The following is a 19,467-nucleotide window of genomic DNA, read 5'->3' on the forward strand; positions in this document are numbered from 1 at the left end:
GGTGGGGCGGCGGCCCCGGGCAGAAAGGCCGTCACACGGCCTGCCGGACGCGTTCAGGCCCCGCCCTCGCCCCCGGCCGCCCTGACGCGCCGCCAGGCGGCCGGCGCCACGCTGATCACCACCGTCAGGCCGATCGCCATGACCACGCCCTGCCACGGCTTGCTGAAGAGCGAGCCGCTCAGCAGCCCGATGAGCTGGTACGTCGCCGCCCAGGCCAGACACGCCGGAATATCGCCGCGGACGAACCGCGGCAACGGCATCGCGGCGAGCAGACACGCCAGCATGACCGGGATCCGCCCGGCCGGCACGAGCCGGGACAGCACCAGTACCAGCACCCCGTGCTCCCGCAGTTTGTGCTGTGCCTGGGCCAGCCGCTCCGGTGCGGCACGGGCGCGCAGCCGCGCCAGCCAGCGCGAGCCGTTACGGGAGTGACTGCCGCGCCGCCCGAGCCAGTACAGCCCCACATCGCCGAGGAAAGCGGCGCAGGACGCCACCGCGAAGACGATCAGCAGCGCGAACGGCGAGGTGTGGTGGAAGGCGACCACCGCCGCCGAGCTGACCAGTGCCCCCGTCGGCACCACGGGCACCAGTGACCCGAGGACCACCAGCAGAAACAGTGACGGATAGCCCACCGCCTGCTGCGTCGACTCCGGCGGCACGCTCCGCACCAGCTCACCGAACACCGTCATCACACGACCTTCGGCCGCACCGACTCGCCGTGCCCGAGCCGGTGCACCGTCACCTCCGGTGCCATCAGCGCCACCTGCCGTTCGAACTCCTGGCCCGGGGCGTGGAATTCATGCGGCCGTACGGCATCCATCCCGATCGGCCAGTACGTCCCGTAGTGCACCGGGACCGCGCTGCACGGTGCCAGCCGCGCCGCCGCCTGCGCCGCCCGCCGCGCGTCGAGATGACCGTGCCCGAGGAACGGCCCCCAGCCGCCGACCGGCAGCAGCGCCACCTCGCACGGCCCGACCTCCTGCGCCATCTCCTCGAACAGACCGGTGTCGCCCGCGAAGTACGTCCGGGCCGCGCCGCGCACGACATAGCCGAGCGCCGGCACCCGGCGCGGTCCGTAGGGCAGCCGTCGCCCGTCGTGTGCCGCGTGCACCGCACGGACGGTCACCGCGCCGGCCGTGCACTCCTCGCCCGCCCGCAGTTCGGTGACCCGCAGCGCACGGGCTGCGGCCACCCGGCGCAGCCCCGGCACCGCGGCCGTCGCCCCGCGCGGCACCACCAGCCGGGTCCCCGGCGCGAGCCGGGCCAGCGAGGCGGGGTGCAGATGGTCGGCGTGCAGATGCGAGACCAGGACGAGATCGGCCCGCGCGGCCTCGGCCGGCGGCAGCATGCCCCGGCGGCGCCGCAGATGTGCCAGCCGGCGCACGAAGACCGGATCCGTCAGCACCCGCACGCCGGAATCCTCGACCGTCACGGTGGCATGCCCCCACCACGTCACCTCCACCGACACCGCACACCTCCTGTCCCGACGCACGTCCCGCGCACCCGTCCCACATGGCGCGTACCGCCCCCACTCTCCGTTGCGCTCCTGTCGATCGTCCACCATCCGGCCCGGAAGGTCGCCGGAAGGTCGCCGGAAGGCCGCCGGAAGCCGCCGGAAGGCCGCGGAAGCACGTGGAAACCGGTGCGGACCGCGGATGCGCTCCACGGACCCGGCCGCATGCCACCGCACCGGACCGCACTCGTCCGCCCGGCGCCGTATGACACGCTGGACGGCAAGCCCGCGCGGCCGGCGCGGACCGGAGCACGAGGTGGCACGCGTGCGGATGCCGCGATGGAAATCCCTCAGCGGCACCCTGTTCCGGGTGCTCGCGATCTGGCTCGTGTCCAGCCTCACCCTGCTCGTCCTCGCCGCACTCCTGCCCGACTTCCGGCTCCAGTCGGCGGGCGGCGACAGCCTCACCCGCACCGCCTTCACCGCTGGCCTGGGCGCCGGAGCGTTCGGCCTGCTCAGCGCGCTGGTCTGGCCGCTCCTCGTCCGTGCCCTGCTCCTGGTGCCGGCCCTCGTCATCGGTCTGCTGGTCTTCTTCCTCAACGGCTCCCTGCTGCTGCTCGCCCTCGGCCTGATCCCCGAGGGACGTGGACAGGCCGCACCGGAGACCGCGGTGATCGTCGCGGCGGTGATGTCCGCGACCTCGTCGGCCGCCTCCGGCTTCCTCGCCGTGCGCCACGACGAGGCCTACCACCGCAGGCTGGTCCGGCTCGCCGGACGCCGCCGCGGCCGCCGGTCCGGCGCTGCCCGGGGCCAAGCCACCCCCGGCACGGTCTTCCTCCAGCTCGACGGCCTGGGCCACGACCTGCTGTGCGAGGCCGTCCGGGGCGACCGGCCGCTGATGAAGACCGTTGCCCGCTGGACCGGCGACAGCCACCGCCTCACCCCCTGGCGCACCGACTGGTCCAGCCAGACCGGCGCCAGCCAGCTCGCCCTGCTGCACGGCAGCAACGAGGACCTGCCGGCCTTCCGCTGGTACGAGAAGGAGACCCGCACGCTCGTCGTCAGCAACCGGCCCACCGGCGCCGCCGAACTCCAGCGCCGCGCCATCGAGCGCACCGGCGACGGCGGGCTGCTCGCCTACGACGGCGCCAGCCGCGGCAATCTCTTCAGCGGCGGCGCCGACCAGGTCGCCCTGGTGATGTCGGTGGCGGCCCGGCGCGGCAAGCACAACCGCTCCCGCGCCGGTTACTTCGCCTACTTCTCAGACCCGGCCAACGCGACCCGGACCGCCGTCTCCTTCGTCGCCGAGGTCGTCCGCGAGATCGTCCAGTCGCTGCGTACCCGCTTCCGCCGCGAGCTGCCGCGGGTCGCACGAGGCGGCCTCTACCCCGTCATCCGGGCCTTCGCCACCGTCGTGGAGCGCGATGTGGTGGTCGCGGCCGTCATCGGCGACATGATCGCCGGCCGTACCGCCGTCTACGCCGACCTCGTCGGCTACGACGAGGTGGCACACCACTCCGGGCCCGCACACCGCGACGCGCTCCAGGTGCTGCGCAGCCTCGACCGGGCCATCGCGCTGATCGCCAGGGCCGCCCGGCACGCCCCGCGCCCGTACCGCATCGTGCTGCTCTCGGACCACGGCCAGAGCCACGGCCCGACGTTCCTGGACCGTTACGGGCTGAGCCTGGGCGACCTCGTACGCGCCGGATGCGGGCTGCCGGTGCCCCGCCGCGCCGGACGGACATCGAGCGGAGCCGAGGCCAGGGAGGCGGCGCGCGCCGCACTGCACCGCCCGGAGGAGGCGGACGGACAGCATCCGGAGATGACGGCCGGGCAGCATCCGGAGATGACGGCCGGGCAGCACCCGGAGAAGACGGCCGGGCAGCATCCGGAGAAGACGGAGGACCCGGCCTCCTCCCACCCCCTCGTGCTGGCCTCCGGGAACCTCGGCCTGGTGTCCTTCCCGGACGTGCCCGGCCGGATCACCCGCGAGGAACTGGACCGCAGACACCCCGCACTGCTCGGCACCCTCGCCAACCACCCCGGCATCGGCTTCGTCCTGGTCCGCTCCGCCGCGCACGGTCCCGTTGTGCTGGGCCCGTCCGGCGCCGAGCACCACCTCGACACCGGCCACATCATCGGCACCGACCCCCTGGCGCCCTTCGGCACCGGCGCGGTCGAAGCCGTACGCCGCACCGACCGCTTCCCGCACACCGCCGACCTCATGGTCAACTCCGCCTACGACCCGACGACCGGCGCGGTACACGCCTTCGAGGAGCAGATCGGCTCGCACGGCGGCCTGGGCGGCGCCCAGAGCCACCCCTTCCTCCTCTGGCCCGTCGAGCTGACCCCGCCGGCCCCGGAAGACGGGCCGCTGACCGGCGCCGAACAGGTGCACCAGGTGCTGCGCCGCTGGCTGGGCGAGGCGGAGGGCCCGCAACTGCCCCTCGGGCCCGGCGCGGACGAACTCCGGCGTGAGGTGCCCCCGGCCGAAGGTTTTCCCTCACCGGGCCCTGCTCCGCAGGACAAACCCCGCTGATTTTGGCGGACGCCACCGATCGCCGACGATGTGCAGTGCTCGGTAACCCCGGGTGCACAGCGCACGACGAGAGGCCCACCACGCCATGAACGACCGGCACAGCCGCCGCTTCGGACTGGGAACCGCCACCTGCCTGGTGATGGGCAACATCATCGGCGGCGGCATCTTTCTGCTGCCGGCTTCGGTGGCCCCGTTCGGCACGATCAGTCTGGTCGCCTTCGGCGTCCTGACCATCGGCGCCGTCGCCCTCGCCCTCGTCTTCGGACGGCTCGCCGAGCGCCACCCGGACACCGGAGGTCCCTACGTCTACGCGCGCGAGGCGTTCGGCGACTTCGCCGGCTTCCTCTCCGCCTGGTCGTACTGGACCATGACCTGGGTCAGCAACGCGGCGCTCGCGGTCGCCATCGTCGGCTACGTCCATGTCCTGCTCCCCGGCCGCCCCACCGACGCCACCGACCTCGCGATCGCCCTCGGCGCGCTCTGGCTGCCGGCCCTCGCCAACTTCGCCGGCACCCGTTACGTCGGCCTGGTCCAGACGGTCTCCACCGTCCTCAAGTTCATCCCGCTGCTCTTCATCGCCGTCGTCGGCCTCTTCTTCTTCGACCCGGCCAACCTCGGCTCGTTCCACGAAGGCAGCGGCAGCGCGGTCGGCGGGATGTCCGCGGCCGCCGCGATCCTGCTGTACTCCTACGTCGGTGTGGAGTCCGCCGCGATGAGCGCGGGCGAGGTCCGCGACCCGGAGCGGAACGTCGGCCGGGCCACCGTCCTCGGCACCATCGGCTCCGCCGTGGTCTACCTCCTGGGCACCGTCGCCGTCTTCGGCACCGTCGCCCACGACAAGCTGGTGAAGTCCCAGGCGCCGTTCTCGGACGCGGTGAACGTGATGTTCGGCGGACACTGGGGCGGCACGGTCGTCGCCCTCGCCGCCGTCGTCTCGATCATCGGCGCGCTCAACGGCTGGACCCTGATGAGCGCCCAGTCCCCGTACGCCGCCGCCAAGGACGGGCTGTTCCCCGCGGCCTTCCTGACCAAGCGCCGCGGCGTCCCGACCTTCGGCGTCCTCGCCGCCGGCGTGCTGGCCAGCGCCCTGACGGTGATCAACTACGTCACCGGCGCCGGCGGCGTCTTCGAGATCCTGGTACTGATCACCACCTTCTCGGCGACCGTCCCCTACCTCCTCGCCGCCGGCGCCCAGGTCTACTTCCTGCTCACCGGCCGCCGCGACAAGGTCCGCCCCGCCCGCTTCGCCCGCGATCTGACCCTCGCCCTGACCGCCTTCGGCTTCACCTTCTGGCTCGTCGCGGGCGCCGGCTACGCCGCGATCTACCAGGGCGTGCTCTTCCTCTTCGCCGGCATCCTCGTCTACGCCTTCATGGCGGCCCGGCGCACGGCACGGCGGGCGGAGACGGAGACGGACGCGAAGACGGAGACGGACGCGGAGCCGGACGCGGACGCGGAGCCGGAGGCCACGGCAGGCTCCGCCTACGCCCGCTGACCACGCCTACGCCCGCTGACCACGAAGCGGTTCCCCGACCCGCCGCAAGTGCCGCAGCGCCTCCGCATACGACCTGAGCAGCCCCGTCTCGTGGTACGGGACACCGATCTCGGCGCAGTACCCCCGCACGATCACCTGCGCACGACGCAGATGCGGTGTCGGCATGCTCGGGAAGAGGTGGTGCTCGATCTGGTAGTTGAGCCCGCCGAGCAGGAAGTCGGTCATCACCCCGCCCCGGACATTCCGCGAGGTCAGCACCTGACGCCGCAGAAAGTCCGGCCGTTCCTCGCCCGTCAGCGTCGGCATCCCCTTGTGATTGGGCGCAAAGGTGGACCCCAAGTAGACGCCGAAGACGGCCTGGTGGAGGAGGAGGAAGGCCAGCGCCTTACCGGGTGACAGCACCAGGAACAGCGCGGCGAGATACAGGGCGGTATGCGTCAGCAGCAGCGCCGCCTCGCTTCCCCAGTGCTTCATGGTGGGCGACCGCAGTGCCCGGATACTCGACACCCGGAGGTTGAACCCCTCCAGCGTGAGCAGCGGGAAGAACAACTGCGCCTGATAGCGGCCGAGGAAACGCGGCAGCCCCGTGGCGGCCCGCGCCTGGGCCTGCGACCACACCAGGATGTCCGGCGCGACATCCGGGTCCAGCTCTTCATGGTTGGGGTTGGCGTGGTGCCGGGTGTGCTTGTCCATCCACCAGCCGTACGACATCCCCACACCGAGATTGCCGAACAGCCGCCCCCCGACCCCACTCGGCCGACGCCTGCGGAACACCTGCATATGCGCCACATCATGGGTGACCAGCGCCACCTGCCCGAACACGAACGCCATGAACACCGCCACGGCCAGCTGCCACCAACTGTCGCCCAGCGCAAAGAACGCCACCCACCCCCCGGCGAACGCCGCACTCACGGCCGACAGCCGCACCGCGTAGTACCCCGGCCGGCGCTTCAACAGCCCGGCCGCCACGATGCGCCGCGACAGCCGCGCAAAATCGCTGCCGGAGGGCGCTGCCGGACCGGTGGGCGGGGGAGAGAACTCGAGGCTCGTCGTCATACCACCGAGTCTTGTGACCCGGCGCCCGCGCCGACAGCCGGTCCGCCCCCGGGCCGGGCGGGGGGCTGGCGCCACCTGAGCGGTCCGGCCGGCCCCCGCCCGTCTTCGGCGGGCCCTCCCTACGCCCGGTCACAGACGGACCGCGGTACACGCGGGCCGCGGTACAGACGGGCCGCGGTACACGCGTACCGCGGTACTGACAGGCCGTGGTACAGACAGACCGCGATACACACGGATCGCGATACAGACGGACTCGTGCGGGTCATCCTCCCGGAGTCCGGCCGTCCCCTCCGGCGCCACCTCCGCCAGGCCCCTGCCCAGGCCCCTGCCCAGGTACCTCCCCGGCTGCCTCGCCCGGCCAGCCGGGCGCGCCGCTCTGCCGGCTGAGGACCGGCAGCGCCCGCACCAGGTCGGGGGGCAGGGCGAGCCCCTCCTCGGTGGACGGGTCGACCGCCAGCCACAGGTCGTCCGCAGGCCAGTTCGCGGCCAGCTCGACGACGGGCATCCGGAGCGCGGTGGCAGGGTCTCCACCGGCCGCCAGCAGCGCTTCCTCGGTCGTGAAGAGGGGGACGTACCGATTGCCGTCCTGTTCGATGACCGGCAGGGCGATAGCGCCCTCGGGACGCTGCTCCTCGCCCTCGGCCGGTGGCGCCTGCGGCAGCAGGCCCACGCTGGTCGCGAGCTCCACCAGGGCGGTCTGGGTGGCCGCCGCTTCCTCCGCGGACTGGCCCCCCTCGGCGGAAGCCGCTTCGTCCGGGGGCGGGTTTTCGTCGGGGGTCGAGGTGCTCATGGCTCGTCCTCTCGTCGGCGTCGCTCACCGGGCACCCGCTCGATACGCGTGGGCACGGGGTTTGCCGCGGTCGCCGCCGGGTGCCGCCCAGCGGCACGGGGCCGGGGCAAGCGTGGCAATACCTCCCACCCTAGGCCGCCCCACGATCTCCGCAACGTTCCCGATCAGCGGACCGGAGAGAGGGGGACGGCCGGACAGGCGGACAGGAGATCAGGGGCGGCAGGTGGCCGGGGACCGGCGAGTCATGAGGTATGTACGGCGCGTCGAAAACCCGGGCAGCACACCCCAGGGCGGACGATCAGGGAATCGTCATACGCACAGGGGAGACGTCGTCCGTTCAGGCCCGTACGGACCCGTGCGGGCCCGTACAGGAATGCCGTACGGGCCCGTACCGGAAAGACGTCCTCCGTATACAGGAGGGATCACCGTGGCCACTACACGTAACGCGCACACCGAGTGGGAAGGCGAACTGCTCAAGGGCATGGGGGAGGTCACCCTCGACTCCTCGGGAGTCGGCCACTTCCCCGTGACGTGGGCGTCCCGCGCCGAGGATCCCAACGGGAAGACCAGCCCCGAGGAGCTGATCGCCGCCGCCCACTCCAGCTGCTTCTCGATGGCCCTGGCAAACGGGCTCACTGAGGCCGGAAACCCCCCGACCCGGCTCACGACGAAGGCCGCGGTCACCTTCCAGCCGGGCACCGGCATCACCGGAATCCACCTCACCGTGGAGGGCCAGGTCCCGGGCATCGACGAGTCCGCCTTCAAGTCCGCAGCCGAGGATGCCAAGGTCAACTGCCCCGTGAGCCAGGCCCTCGCAGGCACCACCATCTCCCTGACCGCCGCCCTGTCCTGACCCCACGAGTACGACACACAACGAACACGACCCCACGCCCCCTCTCCACTGCGGCATGAGGGGGCATTGGTCTGCGAGGGGGAGAGTTCCATTCCTTGCCACACGGCGACGTTGAGGTCACCTGGTGAGGTCCGCTTTGATGAGCGGCAGGAGGTGACAGGTGGCTATCCCGAAGAAGGGCGCCAGGCCCATCACGGTTGACGGCATCGACTACCGATGGTCCGTCCGCCGCAAGCCCACCTACAGCCAGGGTGTCTGCCATGCCCCGCTGAGTGTCGCGGTGGTACACGGTCACGAACCTGGTTCCGTCGCCGTCCTCCGCATGCCACACGCCCACCCGGGCAACTGGATGGGTGCCCCCGCCACCGCGGTCCGCCCTGCCGGAGTGGCCCGCGGCATCCGCTCCGCGCTCCGGCAGGGATGGGAGCCCGGCGAGCCGGGGCCGCCCTTCATCATCGACCTCGCCTCTGCCCCCTGACCGGACGGCCGCGGCCACGAGGCCCGAGTTCCGGCGGGAAGGGCGGCCTGTGGGCCGAGCAACCAGGTGATGATTGATCAGCGTCTCCCAAGCGGTCGAGCGTGAGGAGTACGCACAGTGCGGATCTACATCAGCGCGGACATGGAAGGCATCACGGGGCTCGTCGACGCCGACGACGTCCAGCCCGGCGGGCGGGACTACGAGCGCGGGCGTCGGATGATGGCGGAGGACGTCAATGCCGCTGTCCGCGGTGCCGTCGCGGCCGGCGCCACCGACATCGTCGTCAACGACGCACACGGCCCCATGCGCAATCTGGTGCCCGAGGCGCTGCACCCCCAGGCCCGCCTCATCCGCGGCAGGCCCAAGCACATGGGCATGCTCGAAGGCCTCACCCCCGAACACGACGCCATGATCTGCGTCGGCTACCACTCCCGAGCCGGCACCCTCGGCGTGCTCAGCCACAGCTTCATGGGGCACGAGATCGAGGACATCTGGCTGGACGGCCGGCCCGTGGGCGAGATCGGGCTTGCCCACGCCACCGCGGCGACGCTCGGCGTACCCCTGGTGGCACTCACCGGTGACGACAGCGCCTGCGCGGAGACCACGGCGTGGGACGGCTCCGTCACCACCGTTGCCGTGAAGCGCGCACATAATCGCTTCGCCGCAGAGCTGCGGCCGGCTGCTGAAGCACACCAGGCAATCGAGGAAGCGGTCATCGCCGGCCTCTCCGCCCACACGCGTAAGGCACCCACCCGGCATCGAACTCGTCCACCCTCACCGTCCGTTGGCAGTCCGCCACCGTGGCCTCCACCCTCCTGGGAATCCCCGGAGTCACCTCCGTGGACAGTCGGACCATCGAGACACAAAACCAACTCACCACCCTGTACCGTCTCTTCGGCATATGGATGCGGGTAGCGGCATCCCTCACCAACCAACCGCCGTACTGCTGACCGCCCGCTCCCCCCGGCAGGCCGGATTCGCGCGCTCGCTCGACCCCAGGTTCGGAAGGATGGTGCTCATGTGGTCGCGACTGCCGTTCGGTGACGAGTTGCGGGCCGGGCTGGGATCACCCAGGAGCTCTCGCAGGCTGAGCAGCAGCCCTCGCTCGCGTGTGTGGCGCGTTCAGCTGCCCGAAGCACAGGTGGTGGTGAAGCAGCTCGTCGCCGGCCCCGACGCCGACGAGCGATACGCCCGCGAGGTGACCGCCCTGAGGCTCGCCGGACGAGCTGCCACACCTGTGGTGCCCGCATTGCTGGCCACCGACCCCGGCGAGCGGGTGCTGGTGCTGGAGCGTCTGGACCACCGACGCCCCTCCAGCGACTGGATCGTCGACTACGCAACGGCACTGGCCCGGCTGCACGCCACCGCCCGCCCGGAGGACGTCGGAACACTTCCCCCTTGGCGAGGCCCGGACCAGGCCGACATCGACTCCTTCCTCGGGCTGGCCGCGGCCCTTGAGGTTCCCCTCCCGCCTGGCGTGCCCGGCGAACTCAAGGACCTCGTGAGCCGACTGGGCGAGGCACCCGGGCATGCCCTGCTCCACGGCGACCCCTGCCCCGGCAATGACCTCCATACCGCCGCGGGAATCAGATTCATCGATTTCGAGCAGGCAGCACTCGGCAACGGCCTGATGGAGCTCGCCTATCTGCGTATCGGCTTCCCGACCTGCTGGTGTGTCACGTCGCCGGCCGCACCACTGCTGGAACGGGCCGAGAACGCATACCGCGCGGAGTGGCGCACCGCGACCGGATCCGCACCGCAAGGTGATCTCGCCGACGCGTGCGCAGGCTGGCTGCTCCGGGGCGACGCGCTGGTCCCGAGGGCAGACCGCGAAGGCACCGACCATCTGGCCCGGATCCCCAGCCGGGACTGGAAGTGGGGAACCGCGACAGCCCGCCAGCGCCTCGTCCACCGGCTCGGCGCCGTCAGCCACATGACCGCCCACCACGCCTCCCTGCACGGCCTGAGCGCCCTCAGCAGCCACCTGCGCCGTGAGATGCTCGTCCGCTGGCCCAGGCTCAAGCCTCTCCCGGCGACGCGACCGTAGACGCCGGCCGACACGAGGCAGGTCATATGAGGCACAGGTGTACGCATGTGTGCATGTATGCATGTACGCATGCGTACTCACGCACACCGTGCGTCATGCACGGTCTGACCATGACGAACGCCAGGTGGACCGTGGTGAGTTGACGGACGCGGCGCGGGAGCGAAGAGCACCGCTGTACTGCACATCGCCTCACTCTTGCTCTCGCTCCGCGAGCACCGAACGTGATCGAGCCTAAGGTGGTCCGATGCCGCTTGTGGAAGTTACCTATGCGCCGGGTGTCGATGAATCGAAGCTCCGAGAACTGGGGTCGGTGCTGCCGCACTTGATATCCAAGGCCGTGGAATGTCCCGAGGAACCGTACGACGGGGACTTGCAGCCGGGCGACGTGGAGATTCGCTTCCGGAGGCTGGGGCCGTTGGACCGGAGCGGTTTGGATGTGGTGATCGAGGTGAGGTCCAAGTGGTTCGAGAGCAGGGCCGCCAACCGCCAAGAACGCGTGGACAGACTTCACCAGGACATCAGGACTGCGACCGGACTCCGCGACTTCGGCGTCTACTTGTCACTCCCGTCAGCCGCGTGGTCACAGGGAGACTGAAGCAACTCGACTCAGCTCACCCTCACCACGACCCACCGCGAGATCGATCATCAGACATGACCTGGTGGACGTCGCGCGGGCACGGTGAGCTGAGTTGCTTGAGGTGGACCGGCGGGCGCTTCACGTGGGTACCGTCCCGAGCGGCTGCAAGGAATGGGAGACCAATGTGGTTCGTGGCCGTAGTGAGCCTGTCCGATTCTCTCGTAGGGCACCGCGCCACGGGGCAGCAAGCCGCCGCCGGAGCGATCTTGCAGAGTGCCATTCGTCAACCCGCCTGCCTCGGCAGCACTGCCTGCGAGCCGCTCAGTAGGGTGTCGACATGATTCGCGCTGTGGTCTTCGATGTCGGTGAGTGCCTGGTCGACGAGACGCGGGAGTACGGGACGTGGGCTGACTGGCTCGGGGTGCCGCGGCATACGTTCGCGGCGATGTTCGGAGCGGTCATCGCACAGGGTCGGGACTACCGCGAGGTGTTCCAGGAGTTCCGGCCCGGATTTGACCTGTACGAGCAGCGGGAGGCGCGTGCCGCTGTGGGCAAGCCGGAGCACTTTGACGAGTCAGACCTGTACTCCGATGTTCGGCCCGCCCTGGCGCAGTTGCGCGGCGATGGCCTGTGGCTCGGCATCGCCGGGAACCAGACTGTGCGGGCGGGCGGGATCCTCCGCAGCCTGTTCATCAACGAAGTCGACCTGATCGGCACGTCGGATGACTGGGGAGCCAGCAAGCCTGATCTGCTCTTCTTCGAGCGCGTGGCCGACGTTGTTCCCTTCGTGAACGATCAGATTCTGTACGTCGGGGACCGCGTGGACAACGACCTCCGCCCGGCGGTGGCCGCGGGCATGCATACGGCGCTCGTGCACCGAGGCCCGTGGGCCACGATTCAGTGGAACACCGTGGAGGCGCGCGAGCTGCCCACGTTCCGAATCGAGTCGTTGATGGAGCTGCCGGAGGCTATCGCGAAGTTCAACGAGCGAGAGCGCTGACCGTCGTCGCCCATCCGTACAGCCGGTCGTCGAGGTCTCGTACACACTGGTCGTGGTGGTGCGGCGCGAGTGCCCGCCGTACTTCCCGGATCCGGTCCAGGCCAGTCGCGTACCAGGTGATGTGCAACTGGTCGAGGGCAAGGCAGGCGTACCGGCACGCTTCCTCTGGCTGACCGGCGGCGGCCTCGACCGCAGCCAGGTCGCCGTAGATCACGGTGCGCTGCTTGTCCTCCGTGGCTGACATCCGGTCCAGGGCGTTGAGCAGGGTTGCGCGGGCTTGCGGAAGGTGACCTGCCTTCAATTGGGTGTGGCCTCTGAACGCGGCCAGACGTACAGGGGTGAACCAGTCCATCCATACGGGCGTGAGGTGTTCGGACCCGGCTGCGAGGGTGTCCTCAGCGTGCCTGATCAGGTGTAGCGCGGTGCGCGTGTTCCCGCATCGCGTTTCGCACTCGGCCTCGACCGCGTCGAGCCACGCCCAGAATTCGGCTGAGGCAGGGCCCCGACGTGCATATGTACGGGCAGCGACCATGCGCTCCGCAGCGGTTTCACGCTCTCCTGCCCACCCGGGGATGAAGGCGGTGTGCGCGAGGATCGCGGATCCGATCAGGGAATCGTCCGCCTCGCCTGCGGCCTGTAGCGCACGGAGCAGGGTGGCGCCGGCGTCATCAGGCTCTCGAAGGTCGAAGAACTCGATACGTCCAGCAAGGAGCCACGTTTCAGCGAGGGCCGCCGCCACGTCGCGGCGCGTCTGGCCGGCGGTCTCGGGAAGCAGCGCACAACCGAGGTCGGCGTGGGCGACAACGGCTGGGTGGAGCGCGGCGGGTGCCACGGACCAGTACAGGCCGCGATGGGACCGGGTGACGTTTGCATAGTCGGCCGCCACCGAAGCGGGCTGCAGGGGAGCAGTGGACTGTGAAGGGACGGCGGGCAGGTGGCTGCCTGCGCTTCTTGAGGCAACGGCGGCGTAATGCCGCGGCGCGGCGGGGTGGTCGCGGCCGGGCGGAATGGTGAAGCCGAGGGCTTCCATATCCTGACCGGTCAGGTGCGTGAGGCGCTGTTGCAGGTCCGGGTGAGGCCATGGCGGATTGTCGGATTCCCAGCGTCGTACTTGCCGTACGCCTACGCCGAGCGCCTCGGCGAAGGCTTGCTGGGTGTGGTAACCCGCTGCCATACGTGCGGACTTGAGCTTCGCGTTTCTTGCGGGTCGCGTCACGGTGCACCTCTGTCCTGGGGTGTGGACAGTGTCACCCCGGAGTCCTCTCCTCGGCTACTCATCACCCGCGAGGCGTCGCCAAAGTCCCTTTAACGGCGCTCAAAAGACCTTCAGAAGCCCTCGTACTGGGTGAGTAGTAGGGCCAGTCTTGACGCACGTTGACCGAGCAACGTGTGAAAGAAGGCCCGCTATCCCCACCACCCGAGATCCCTCCGAAGCCCTTGACTGCGTGCCCAGAGAGGTCGGCGTCAACAACTACAACCGTGCTGCTGTTCGTGTAGTGACGGCGAGGCAGCCATGACGACGGATCAAGCGGAACCGCAGACCAGCGTCAGAGGCACTGCGGCAGGTAAGCCGGAAGCGATCGACGTGCTCACCATCGAAGAGACCATCAAAATGGCGTTGGGCGCGAGCCGGAGACAACTGCAAGTGAGCACGCTCGTCGACCTTGAAGCACAGCTGCGCGGCCACATCGCGTTACTCCAGGAGCCTGCCCGGAAGGCGGCCGACCAGATGTGGCACGGCGGCGTCAAGTGGCATCGGCTCATCACGCGGCTGGACAACATCGAACGGCAGGCGGCGCAGGAACGGAGCCCGATGCCGTTCGGTGCCCTGATCGAGGTGCAGCTGATGGCCCGCGATTGCCAATGGCTTCTGGACGGTTACCGGGAGAGCTGGCGATGACCATGGAACGGTGCTCCGTCCGCCGGACGGCTACGGCCCCACGGGCTACGTGGTGAGCGCCCGTCGGCCGGAGGTCGGCGATGAAGTCGAGTACGTCCCCGGACGCCGAGCCGTGGTGACAGACATCCGCAGAGGTGACTACTACCTCCGGTCGTTCGGAAGCCGGGAATGGCCGGTGCGGGACCCTGACGAGTTGACGGTGACGCGGACGCGTGCCGAGCGGGCTGCGGCGGGGGAGCTCTGACGGGTCGCGGTCCGACGTACGAACCACACATGAGGAGGAGAGAGTTGAGGGACGCCAGCACCGGCGCCGGCCGCCTCACCACCCCGGACGGACCGGCCGTAAAGGCGGGCCAGCCGGGCAACGCTCATCAACAAAGCACCTGGAGGAACCATGCACGCGACTGCCCGGAACGACGGCGGTGACAGGCTGCCCGGCGAGCCGTACCCCGGACCGCACCCGGCGCCGACGCCCGATGGTGGACCTGGCGTCCCCAACCCGCCCGAGGCTGCCGGACAGTGATCAGCGATCCGAGTAAGGGGCGCCCCTGCCTTGACGGGCTGGGGCGTGTCCTCATGTCTGTGGGTGCGCTCTCTTCCGACTGGGCCCCCGCGTACGCCGCCGTGCCCCGAAGCGCCGTTCTGCCGGACGTGATCTGGCCGTTCGACATGGTGACCGGCCGAAGCGTGCCGGTGTCCAGGGCGGAGGACCCGGACAGGTGGCAGGAGTTCGCGGATACTGACGTTCCGATCGTCACGCAATGGAACGACGGCACGCACACCGGCCGCGAACCGGGTGAGGTCCCGACCAGTTCCGCGTCCATGCCCTCCGTGGTGTTCCGGATGCTCCAGGACCTGGACCTCCATCGAGGGCATACGGCGTTGGAGATCGGCACCGCCACGCTCTGGAATTCCCTGCTCATGGCTCACCGCGCCGGGCCGGGGCACGTCACCACGATGGAGGTGGACAAGGGCCTGGCCGAAGCGGCCCGTGCGACGGCCGGGCGGTTCGGCAACTCCGTGCGGGTGGTGCACGGCGACGGCTTCCGGGGTTACCCGGAGGGGGCGCCGTACGACCGGATCATGGCTACGTGCGGCCTGCGGTCCATCCCCTTCGCGTGGGTGGAGCAGTGCCGGCCAGGGGGCATCATCGTGGCCCCGTGGGGGACGCACTACTCCCATGGCGATGCCGTCGCCCGCTTGGTGGTTGCGCCCGACGGCAAGAGCGCGTCCGGCACGTTCACCGGCCCTGTGGAGTTCATGAAACTTCGGGCGCAGCGACTCGTCCCCCTGGCGCACTCCGAGTACGTCACGGGGAGCGTGGCGGAGGGCGACGAGTCATCCACGACGCTCCCCGAAGCGGTGTTCGTCGGGGAGCGGTTCAGCCCCGAACGGTTCGCCATCGGGCTCCGTGTACCGCAGTGCCGGCACGTCGTAGCGCAGAAGCGCGACGGCGCACGCGCCGTCTGGTTCTACAGCTTGAGCGACCTGTCCTGGGCGTGTGTGCAGTTCCGCGACGGAGACACGGCACGGGTCTGGCAATCCGGTCCCCGGCGTCTCTGGGACAGCGTGGAGAACGCTTTCCACTGGTGGCTCCACCAGGACACGCCGGACCACACCCGGTTCGGGCTGACGGTCACCGTCACCGGTGAGCGGGCGTGGCTGGATGACCCTGCCGACTCCTGGCCTTGCTGAGCGGGCCTGGTTCCGCAGCAATTTCGGCAGGGGAAGCCGAGCGAGGGCGATGAGCAATCGGTGGTCGGGGGCGGGGACATTCCGTTCCCGATATGCGAGATCGTTTGCCGGGGCCACTCCGTCAATTCCTTCCGCGTGGACGAATTCCGATGCCTGCCGAATTTCTGCGGAGATCGGCTCAATGAGTGGCTTTACCGGAGCGGACCGGCATGCTGCACCAACGTTCCGAAGCAGCCCTGTATCCCTTGGACGTTACGTGGGGCGATGGAAGGCTGGAGACGATGTTCGGGCGAAGGAAATTCCTCATGGCCGGCGCCACGGTCGGTGCCATGGGGGGTGCGGCCATGCTTTCCCGGGGTGTTCTGGAAGCTCAGGATGCGTCGCAGGCGCACGGGACAGGATCTGCGGACTCCCCGGTGCCGCAGACCCCTCCGCTGGAGAGGTACGTCGACCCGCTGCCCACGCCGATGACAGCCATCCCGGATCCTTCCGTCTATCCGGGCGCCGACTACTACGACATCACGATGCGGCAGGGCTCGTGGCGCTTCCACCGGGACCTCGGGCCGGCAACGGTGTGGGGTTACTGGGCCGCGAACCCGCACGATCCCCGCAAGGCGATCGGCATGGGCTATCTGGGGCCGACCCTCAATGTGACCAAGGACCGCCCGACGGTCGTCAAGTACCGCAACGAGCTGCCGACCACCCATCTGTTCCAGTTCGTGATCGACCGCATTCGCAACGGGGACGCCCAGCTCGCCCCGACCGCTCCGGCGCCCTACAAAAGCAAACCGCCCTTTCCCTCGCATATCAATGTGTGGAACGTCGTACACCAGCACGGCGGTTTCACCGCACCACAGTCCGACGGTATGCCGCTCCAGTCGTTCAGCCCGGACGGCTTCCATGCCGAGTCCTACACCACCTTGGACCCGAGCCGGGTCAAACCCAACGAAGCGATTTCCGGCTACACCAACCACGAGCGCTCCTGCATGCTCTGGTATCACGACCACGGCATGGGAATGACCAGCGTCAACGTCTATGCGGGCCTTGCCGGTCTCTACCTCGTCCGTGACCCCGCCGACGAGCGGCTCGGGCTGCCGCGAGGCGAATTCGAGGTCCCGCTCATCCTTCAGGACCGGACCTTCCACCGTGACGGCTCGCTCGCCTACACCATGGCCGACAGGGAAGGCGAGGACACCCCGGTCGTCAACGGGAAGGCGTACCCTTTCCTGGCCGTCGAGCCGCGACGCTACCGGCTGCGCATTCTCAACGCTTCGAACGAGCGTTTCTGGCGGCTGAGGTTCGACGTTCCCCGGGATGTACTGCCGCAGCCCACACTGCCGTTCTGGCTGATCGGCACCGACGGCGGCTTCCGTGCTCCGTTGCAGATGCTGAACTTCCTGATCTCGCCGGCCGAGCGGTACGACCTGATCGTGGACTTCAGTCAGATGCCCATGGGTACGAACATCACGTTGACGAACTACCACGCGCCGGTCCACTACCCGGGTATGCCCGGCATGGGGCCGGTAATCTCGGAAATCATGCAGTTCCGGGTCACCAAACCCTTGTCCGGAGGCGCGGACAGGACGACGCCGCCCAAGAAACTCCAGCTGCCCACGGCCGCACCCCTCGTGCCCAAACCACACACCCGTCGGCGGGAATGGGTCACGTACCAGCACAAGCTCTTCGGCACCATGACGTTCAACGCGGTGCCCTTCATGGAGCCGTCCCAGGACTTCATCAAGGCGGGCTCGACCGAGATCTGGGAGTACATCAATCCCAACCACGACGCCCACCCGATGCATGTCCACCTCGTCAACTTCCAAGTGTTGAACAGGCAGCCGATCGATGCGGCCGCCTACCAGGCGGATTACGAAAAGTGGCTTGATGGTGGCCGCAAACCGGAGGACCGACCGGTGTTGGCGAACTACCTCACCGGTCCGCCGATTCCGCCGGACCCGGACGAAGCACTGTCCGACAAGGACACGTTCAAGTCTTATCCGGAGACGGTGACCAGAATCATCATTCAGGAATTCGGCCTGCCGGGTACGATCGCGTCGATTCCGGGCAGTGGCGCCGAACTGCCGGCGACGTACGTCCACCACTGCCACATCCTCGAACACGAAGACGACGACCTGATGCGCCCGTGGACGATCGTCGGCGACGGCGACCACGGCGGCGGCGACCATGGCGGCGGCCACGGGCACGGCCACTGACGGATCGATTTACCCGCGTGCGTGTGCCGGTCCGCGCCCCAAAGGGACCTGGGCCGGCACTGACGCCGTGCTCCCGCTGACCTGCATCACAGGCACGTGCCTGGCGGGGTCTCAGCAGCTCCTGAGGCCGGCCTTGAACCCGGACTCGTAGCCGTCCACAAAGCCCCGATTGTATGCAGCGAAGCCGCGTGACGAGCCGTAATCTTCGCTCCTGTAGTGGCAGTTGGAGCGGCCATCGGAAAATCCTGTCCTGAACCCATCGCGGTACCCCTCGGCGTAACTTGTTCTTGGCTGAGGGCGACCTGGGATCGTTGTCTGTGTTGAGGTCTGTGCAGCCGTCACGGTGTCAGTCGCAGCGGGTGCGGCCGAAGCCGAGAACAGAAGCGCTGTCGCGGCAACTGCCGGAATCGTGAGGGCTGTGAGAATCCTCTTGACGGACATGACTGTTTCCTTCGGTCAGCTGGAACAGGCTGCAATTGAACGTCGCGACGCCGAAGTGAGGGGCGCTTGAGGTCGCTCACAGGAGTTCCATGCGTCGTGCAAGTGGTCACTGGAACGACGAGACTCAAGGGCGTCGTCGTCTCCGATGGGGGCTTCGACTCGCGAGGAGGATTGCAGCCCGCAAATTACACCTTCTCTCTCCTTGATACGCCGCTTGGGTTGCTCTGTCCAATTCTGCGAAAGAAGCGCCGCCCCGGAGCCAACACCGGTGTCGGGCCGGGCTCTGCGCCCACCTCGATGCGCGCGGCGCGCCTCCATTACCTCCCGCGTAATCGACCCCCACCCCCGTCACCCGGCAAGGTGAAGCCATCGGTTCACGGGCCGGCGCACTCCGGCCCGTGGGCCGGTTCCGGCACAGCGCCGTTTCGGGATGTGGCTGTCAAGAGTCGTTCGGGGCTCACGAGGAGCAGGAGTAGGTCATGACACAGCAGGAGCAGCACGAGCGGCAGGTTTCGCGGCAGTCCGCGGACGCGGGGGAGCGGTACGCGGTGGCCGTTGCGCGGTACTTCGAGGCCTGGAATGCGACCGAGGAGGGGGCGCGGGCCAAGGCCGTTGCGGCGGCCTTCGGGGATGACGCCACGTATACCGATCCGTTGGCCGATGTCGCGGGGCATGAGGGACTGGTGGCTGCCATCGCGGGGGCGCAGGCACAGTTCCCCGGGTTTGTGTTCCGGCCGTTGGGGGGCGTGGACGGGCACCACGACCTTGCGCGGTTCGGGTGGGAGCTGGTCAGTGTGGCGGATGGTGCGGCGCCGGTGGCCGGGTTCGATGTGGTGCGGCTGGGGGCGGACGGGCGGATCCGGTCCGTCTTCGGGTTCCTGGACCGGGTGCCCGCAGCCTGAACCCACTGGCCCGCAGTCCGAACGCGCT

General features: G+C 69.3%; 17 protein-coding genes and 1 pseudogene. 13 read left to right on the forward strand and 5 right to left on the reverse strand.

Translation table 11 applies throughout. The features are described 5' to 3' along the window. Positions 1 to 53 precede the first annotated feature (53 nt). Together K7C20_RS30300 and K7C20_RS30305 are read right to left on the reverse strand one after the other, a co-directional pair. Complete coding sequence (locus tag K7C20_RS30300; protein ID WP_030087221.1) at positions 54 to 689, reverse strand: DedA family protein; 636 nt, start codon at positions 687 to 689, stop codon at positions 54 to 56. Beyond that, positions 689 to 1,468, reverse strand: coding sequence for an MBL fold metallo-hydrolase (locus K7C20_RS30305; RefSeq protein ID WP_030087222.1), 780 nt, complete (start codon positions 1,466 to 1,468; stop codon positions 689 to 691). The genes K7C20_RS30300 and K7C20_RS30305 overlap by 1 nt, the downstream gene beginning before the upstream one ends. A 316-nt stretch (positions 1,469 to 1,784) precedes the next feature. Here K7C20_RS30305 and K7C20_RS30310 point away from each other — a divergent pair, with 316 nt between their 5' ends. Both K7C20_RS30310 and K7C20_RS30315 read left to right on the forward strand, forming a co-directional pair. Beyond that, on the forward strand, positions 1,785 to 3,992 hold the full coding sequence (locus tag K7C20_RS30310) for a phage holin family protein (RefSeq protein ID WP_053209586.1): 2,208 nt from the start codon (positions 1,785 to 1,787) through the stop codon (positions 3,990 to 3,992). 85 nt (positions 3,993 to 4,077) lie between these two features. Beyond that, complete coding sequence (locus tag K7C20_RS30315) at positions 4,078 to 5,487, forward strand: amino acid permease (protein ID WP_048830138.1); 1,410 nt, start codon at positions 4,078 to 4,080, stop codon at positions 5,485 to 5,487. A 6-nt stretch (positions 5,488 to 5,493) separates the two neighbouring features. Here K7C20_RS30315 and K7C20_RS30320 read toward each other — a convergent pair whose 3' ends face one another. Together K7C20_RS30320 and K7C20_RS30325 are read right to left on the reverse strand one after the other, a co-directional pair. Then, a complete protein-coding gene (locus K7C20_RS30320) occupies positions 5,494 to 6,543 on the reverse strand; it encodes a fatty acid desaturase family protein (protein WP_030087227.1) in 1,050 nt (349 codons plus the stop codon). Positions 6,544 to 6,805: 262 nt separating this feature from the next. Beyond that, entirely contained in the window at positions 6,806 to 7,333 is a 528-nt protein-coding gene (locus K7C20_RS30325) for an SseB family protein (protein ID WP_030087228.1), read from the reverse strand. Positions 7,334 to 7,760: 427 nt separating this feature from the next. Here K7C20_RS30325 and K7C20_RS30330 point away from each other — a divergent pair, with 427 nt between their 5' ends. From K7C20_RS30330 to K7C20_RS30355, 6 genes and pseudogenes are all read left to right on the forward strand, one after another. Further along, positions 7,761 to 8,186 carry an OsmC family protein gene (locus K7C20_RS30330; RefSeq protein ID WP_030087229.1) on the forward strand — a complete coding sequence of 142 codons (426 nt, stop codon included), beginning with the start codon at positions 7,761 to 7,763 and terminating at the stop codon, positions 8,184 to 8,186. A 160-nt stretch (positions 8,187 to 8,346) separates the two neighbouring features. Further along, positions 8,347 to 8,664 (forward strand): hypothetical protein, encoded by a 318-nt coding sequence (locus K7C20_RS30335; protein ID WP_053209576.1) that lies wholly within the window; start codon positions 8,347 to 8,349, stop codon positions 8,662 to 8,664. A gap of 117 nt (positions 8,665 to 8,781) precedes the next feature. Then, a pseudogene (locus K7C20_RS30340) lies at positions 8,782 to 9,614 on the forward strand (M55 family metallopeptidase). A gap of 68 nt (positions 9,615 to 9,682) precedes the next feature. Continuing rightward, positions 9,683 to 10,711, forward strand: a complete 1,029-nt coding sequence (locus tag K7C20_RS30345) for a phosphotransferase family protein (protein WP_053209575.1) — start codon at positions 9,683 to 9,685, stop codon at positions 10,709 to 10,711. 244 nt (positions 10,712 to 10,955) lie between these two features. Then, positions 10,956 to 11,306 carry a hypothetical protein gene (locus tag K7C20_RS30350; protein ID WP_030087236.1) on the forward strand — a complete coding sequence of 117 codons (351 nt, stop codon included), beginning with the start codon at positions 10,956 to 10,958 and terminating at the stop codon, positions 11,304 to 11,306. A 319-nt stretch (positions 11,307 to 11,625) separates the two neighbouring features. Beyond that, positions 11,626 to 12,288, forward strand: a complete 663-nt coding sequence (locus K7C20_RS30355; RefSeq protein ID WP_030087237.1) for an HAD family hydrolase — start codon at positions 11,626 to 11,628, stop codon at positions 12,286 to 12,288. Here the strand turns inward: K7C20_RS30355 and K7C20_RS30360 are convergent. Beyond that, positions 12,269 to 13,504, reverse strand: coding sequence for a helix-turn-helix domain-containing protein (locus tag K7C20_RS30360; protein WP_030087239.1), 1,236 nt, complete (start codon positions 13,502 to 13,504; stop codon positions 12,269 to 12,271). The two genes, K7C20_RS30355 and K7C20_RS30360, sit on opposite strands and share 20 nt — an antisense overlap. Before the next feature lie 297 nt (positions 13,505 to 13,801). On the opposite strand from K7C20_RS30360, the gene K7C20_RS30365 reads away from it, so the two are divergent. The 5 genes from K7C20_RS30365 to K7C20_RS30385 all read left to right on the forward strand — a co-directional run bounded on the left by K7C20_RS30365 (position 13,802) and on the right by K7C20_RS30385 (position 19,439). After that, positions 13,802 to 14,188, forward strand: coding sequence for a DUF6415 family natural product biosynthesis protein (locus tag K7C20_RS30365; protein ID WP_150127279.1), 387 nt, complete (start codon positions 13,802 to 13,804; stop codon positions 14,186 to 14,188). 10 nt (positions 14,189 to 14,198) lie between these two features. Further along, entirely contained in the window at positions 14,199 to 14,432 is a 234-nt protein-coding gene (locus tag K7C20_RS30370; RefSeq protein WP_245171407.1) for a hypothetical protein, read from the forward strand. A 332-nt stretch (positions 14,433 to 14,764) separates the two neighbouring features. After that, on the forward strand, positions 14,765 to 15,883 hold the full coding sequence (locus tag K7C20_RS30375; protein WP_048830140.1) for a methyltransferase domain-containing protein: 1,119 nt from the start codon (positions 14,765 to 14,767) through the stop codon (positions 15,881 to 15,883). Between the two features lie 185 nt (positions 15,884 to 16,068). Then, positions 16,069 to 18,096 (forward strand): multicopper oxidase family protein, encoded by a 2,028-nt coding sequence (locus K7C20_RS30380; protein ID WP_246655319.1) that lies wholly within the window; start codon positions 16,069 to 16,071, stop codon positions 18,094 to 18,096. Positions 18,097 to 19,016: 920 nt separating this feature from the next. Continuing rightward, the gene (locus K7C20_RS30385) at positions 19,017 to 19,439 is read left to right on the forward strand and encodes a nuclear transport factor 2 family protein (protein WP_048830141.1); all 423 of its coding nucleotides are present in this window, start codon (positions 19,017 to 19,019) and stop codon (positions 19,437 to 19,439) included. The last annotated feature ends 28 nt before the right edge of the window (positions 19,440 to 19,467 follow it).

The organism is Streptomyces decoyicus, from assembly GCF_019880305.1.
Lineage (GTDB): Bacteria > Actinomycetota > Actinomycetes > Streptomycetales > Streptomycetaceae > Streptomyces > Streptomyces decoyicus.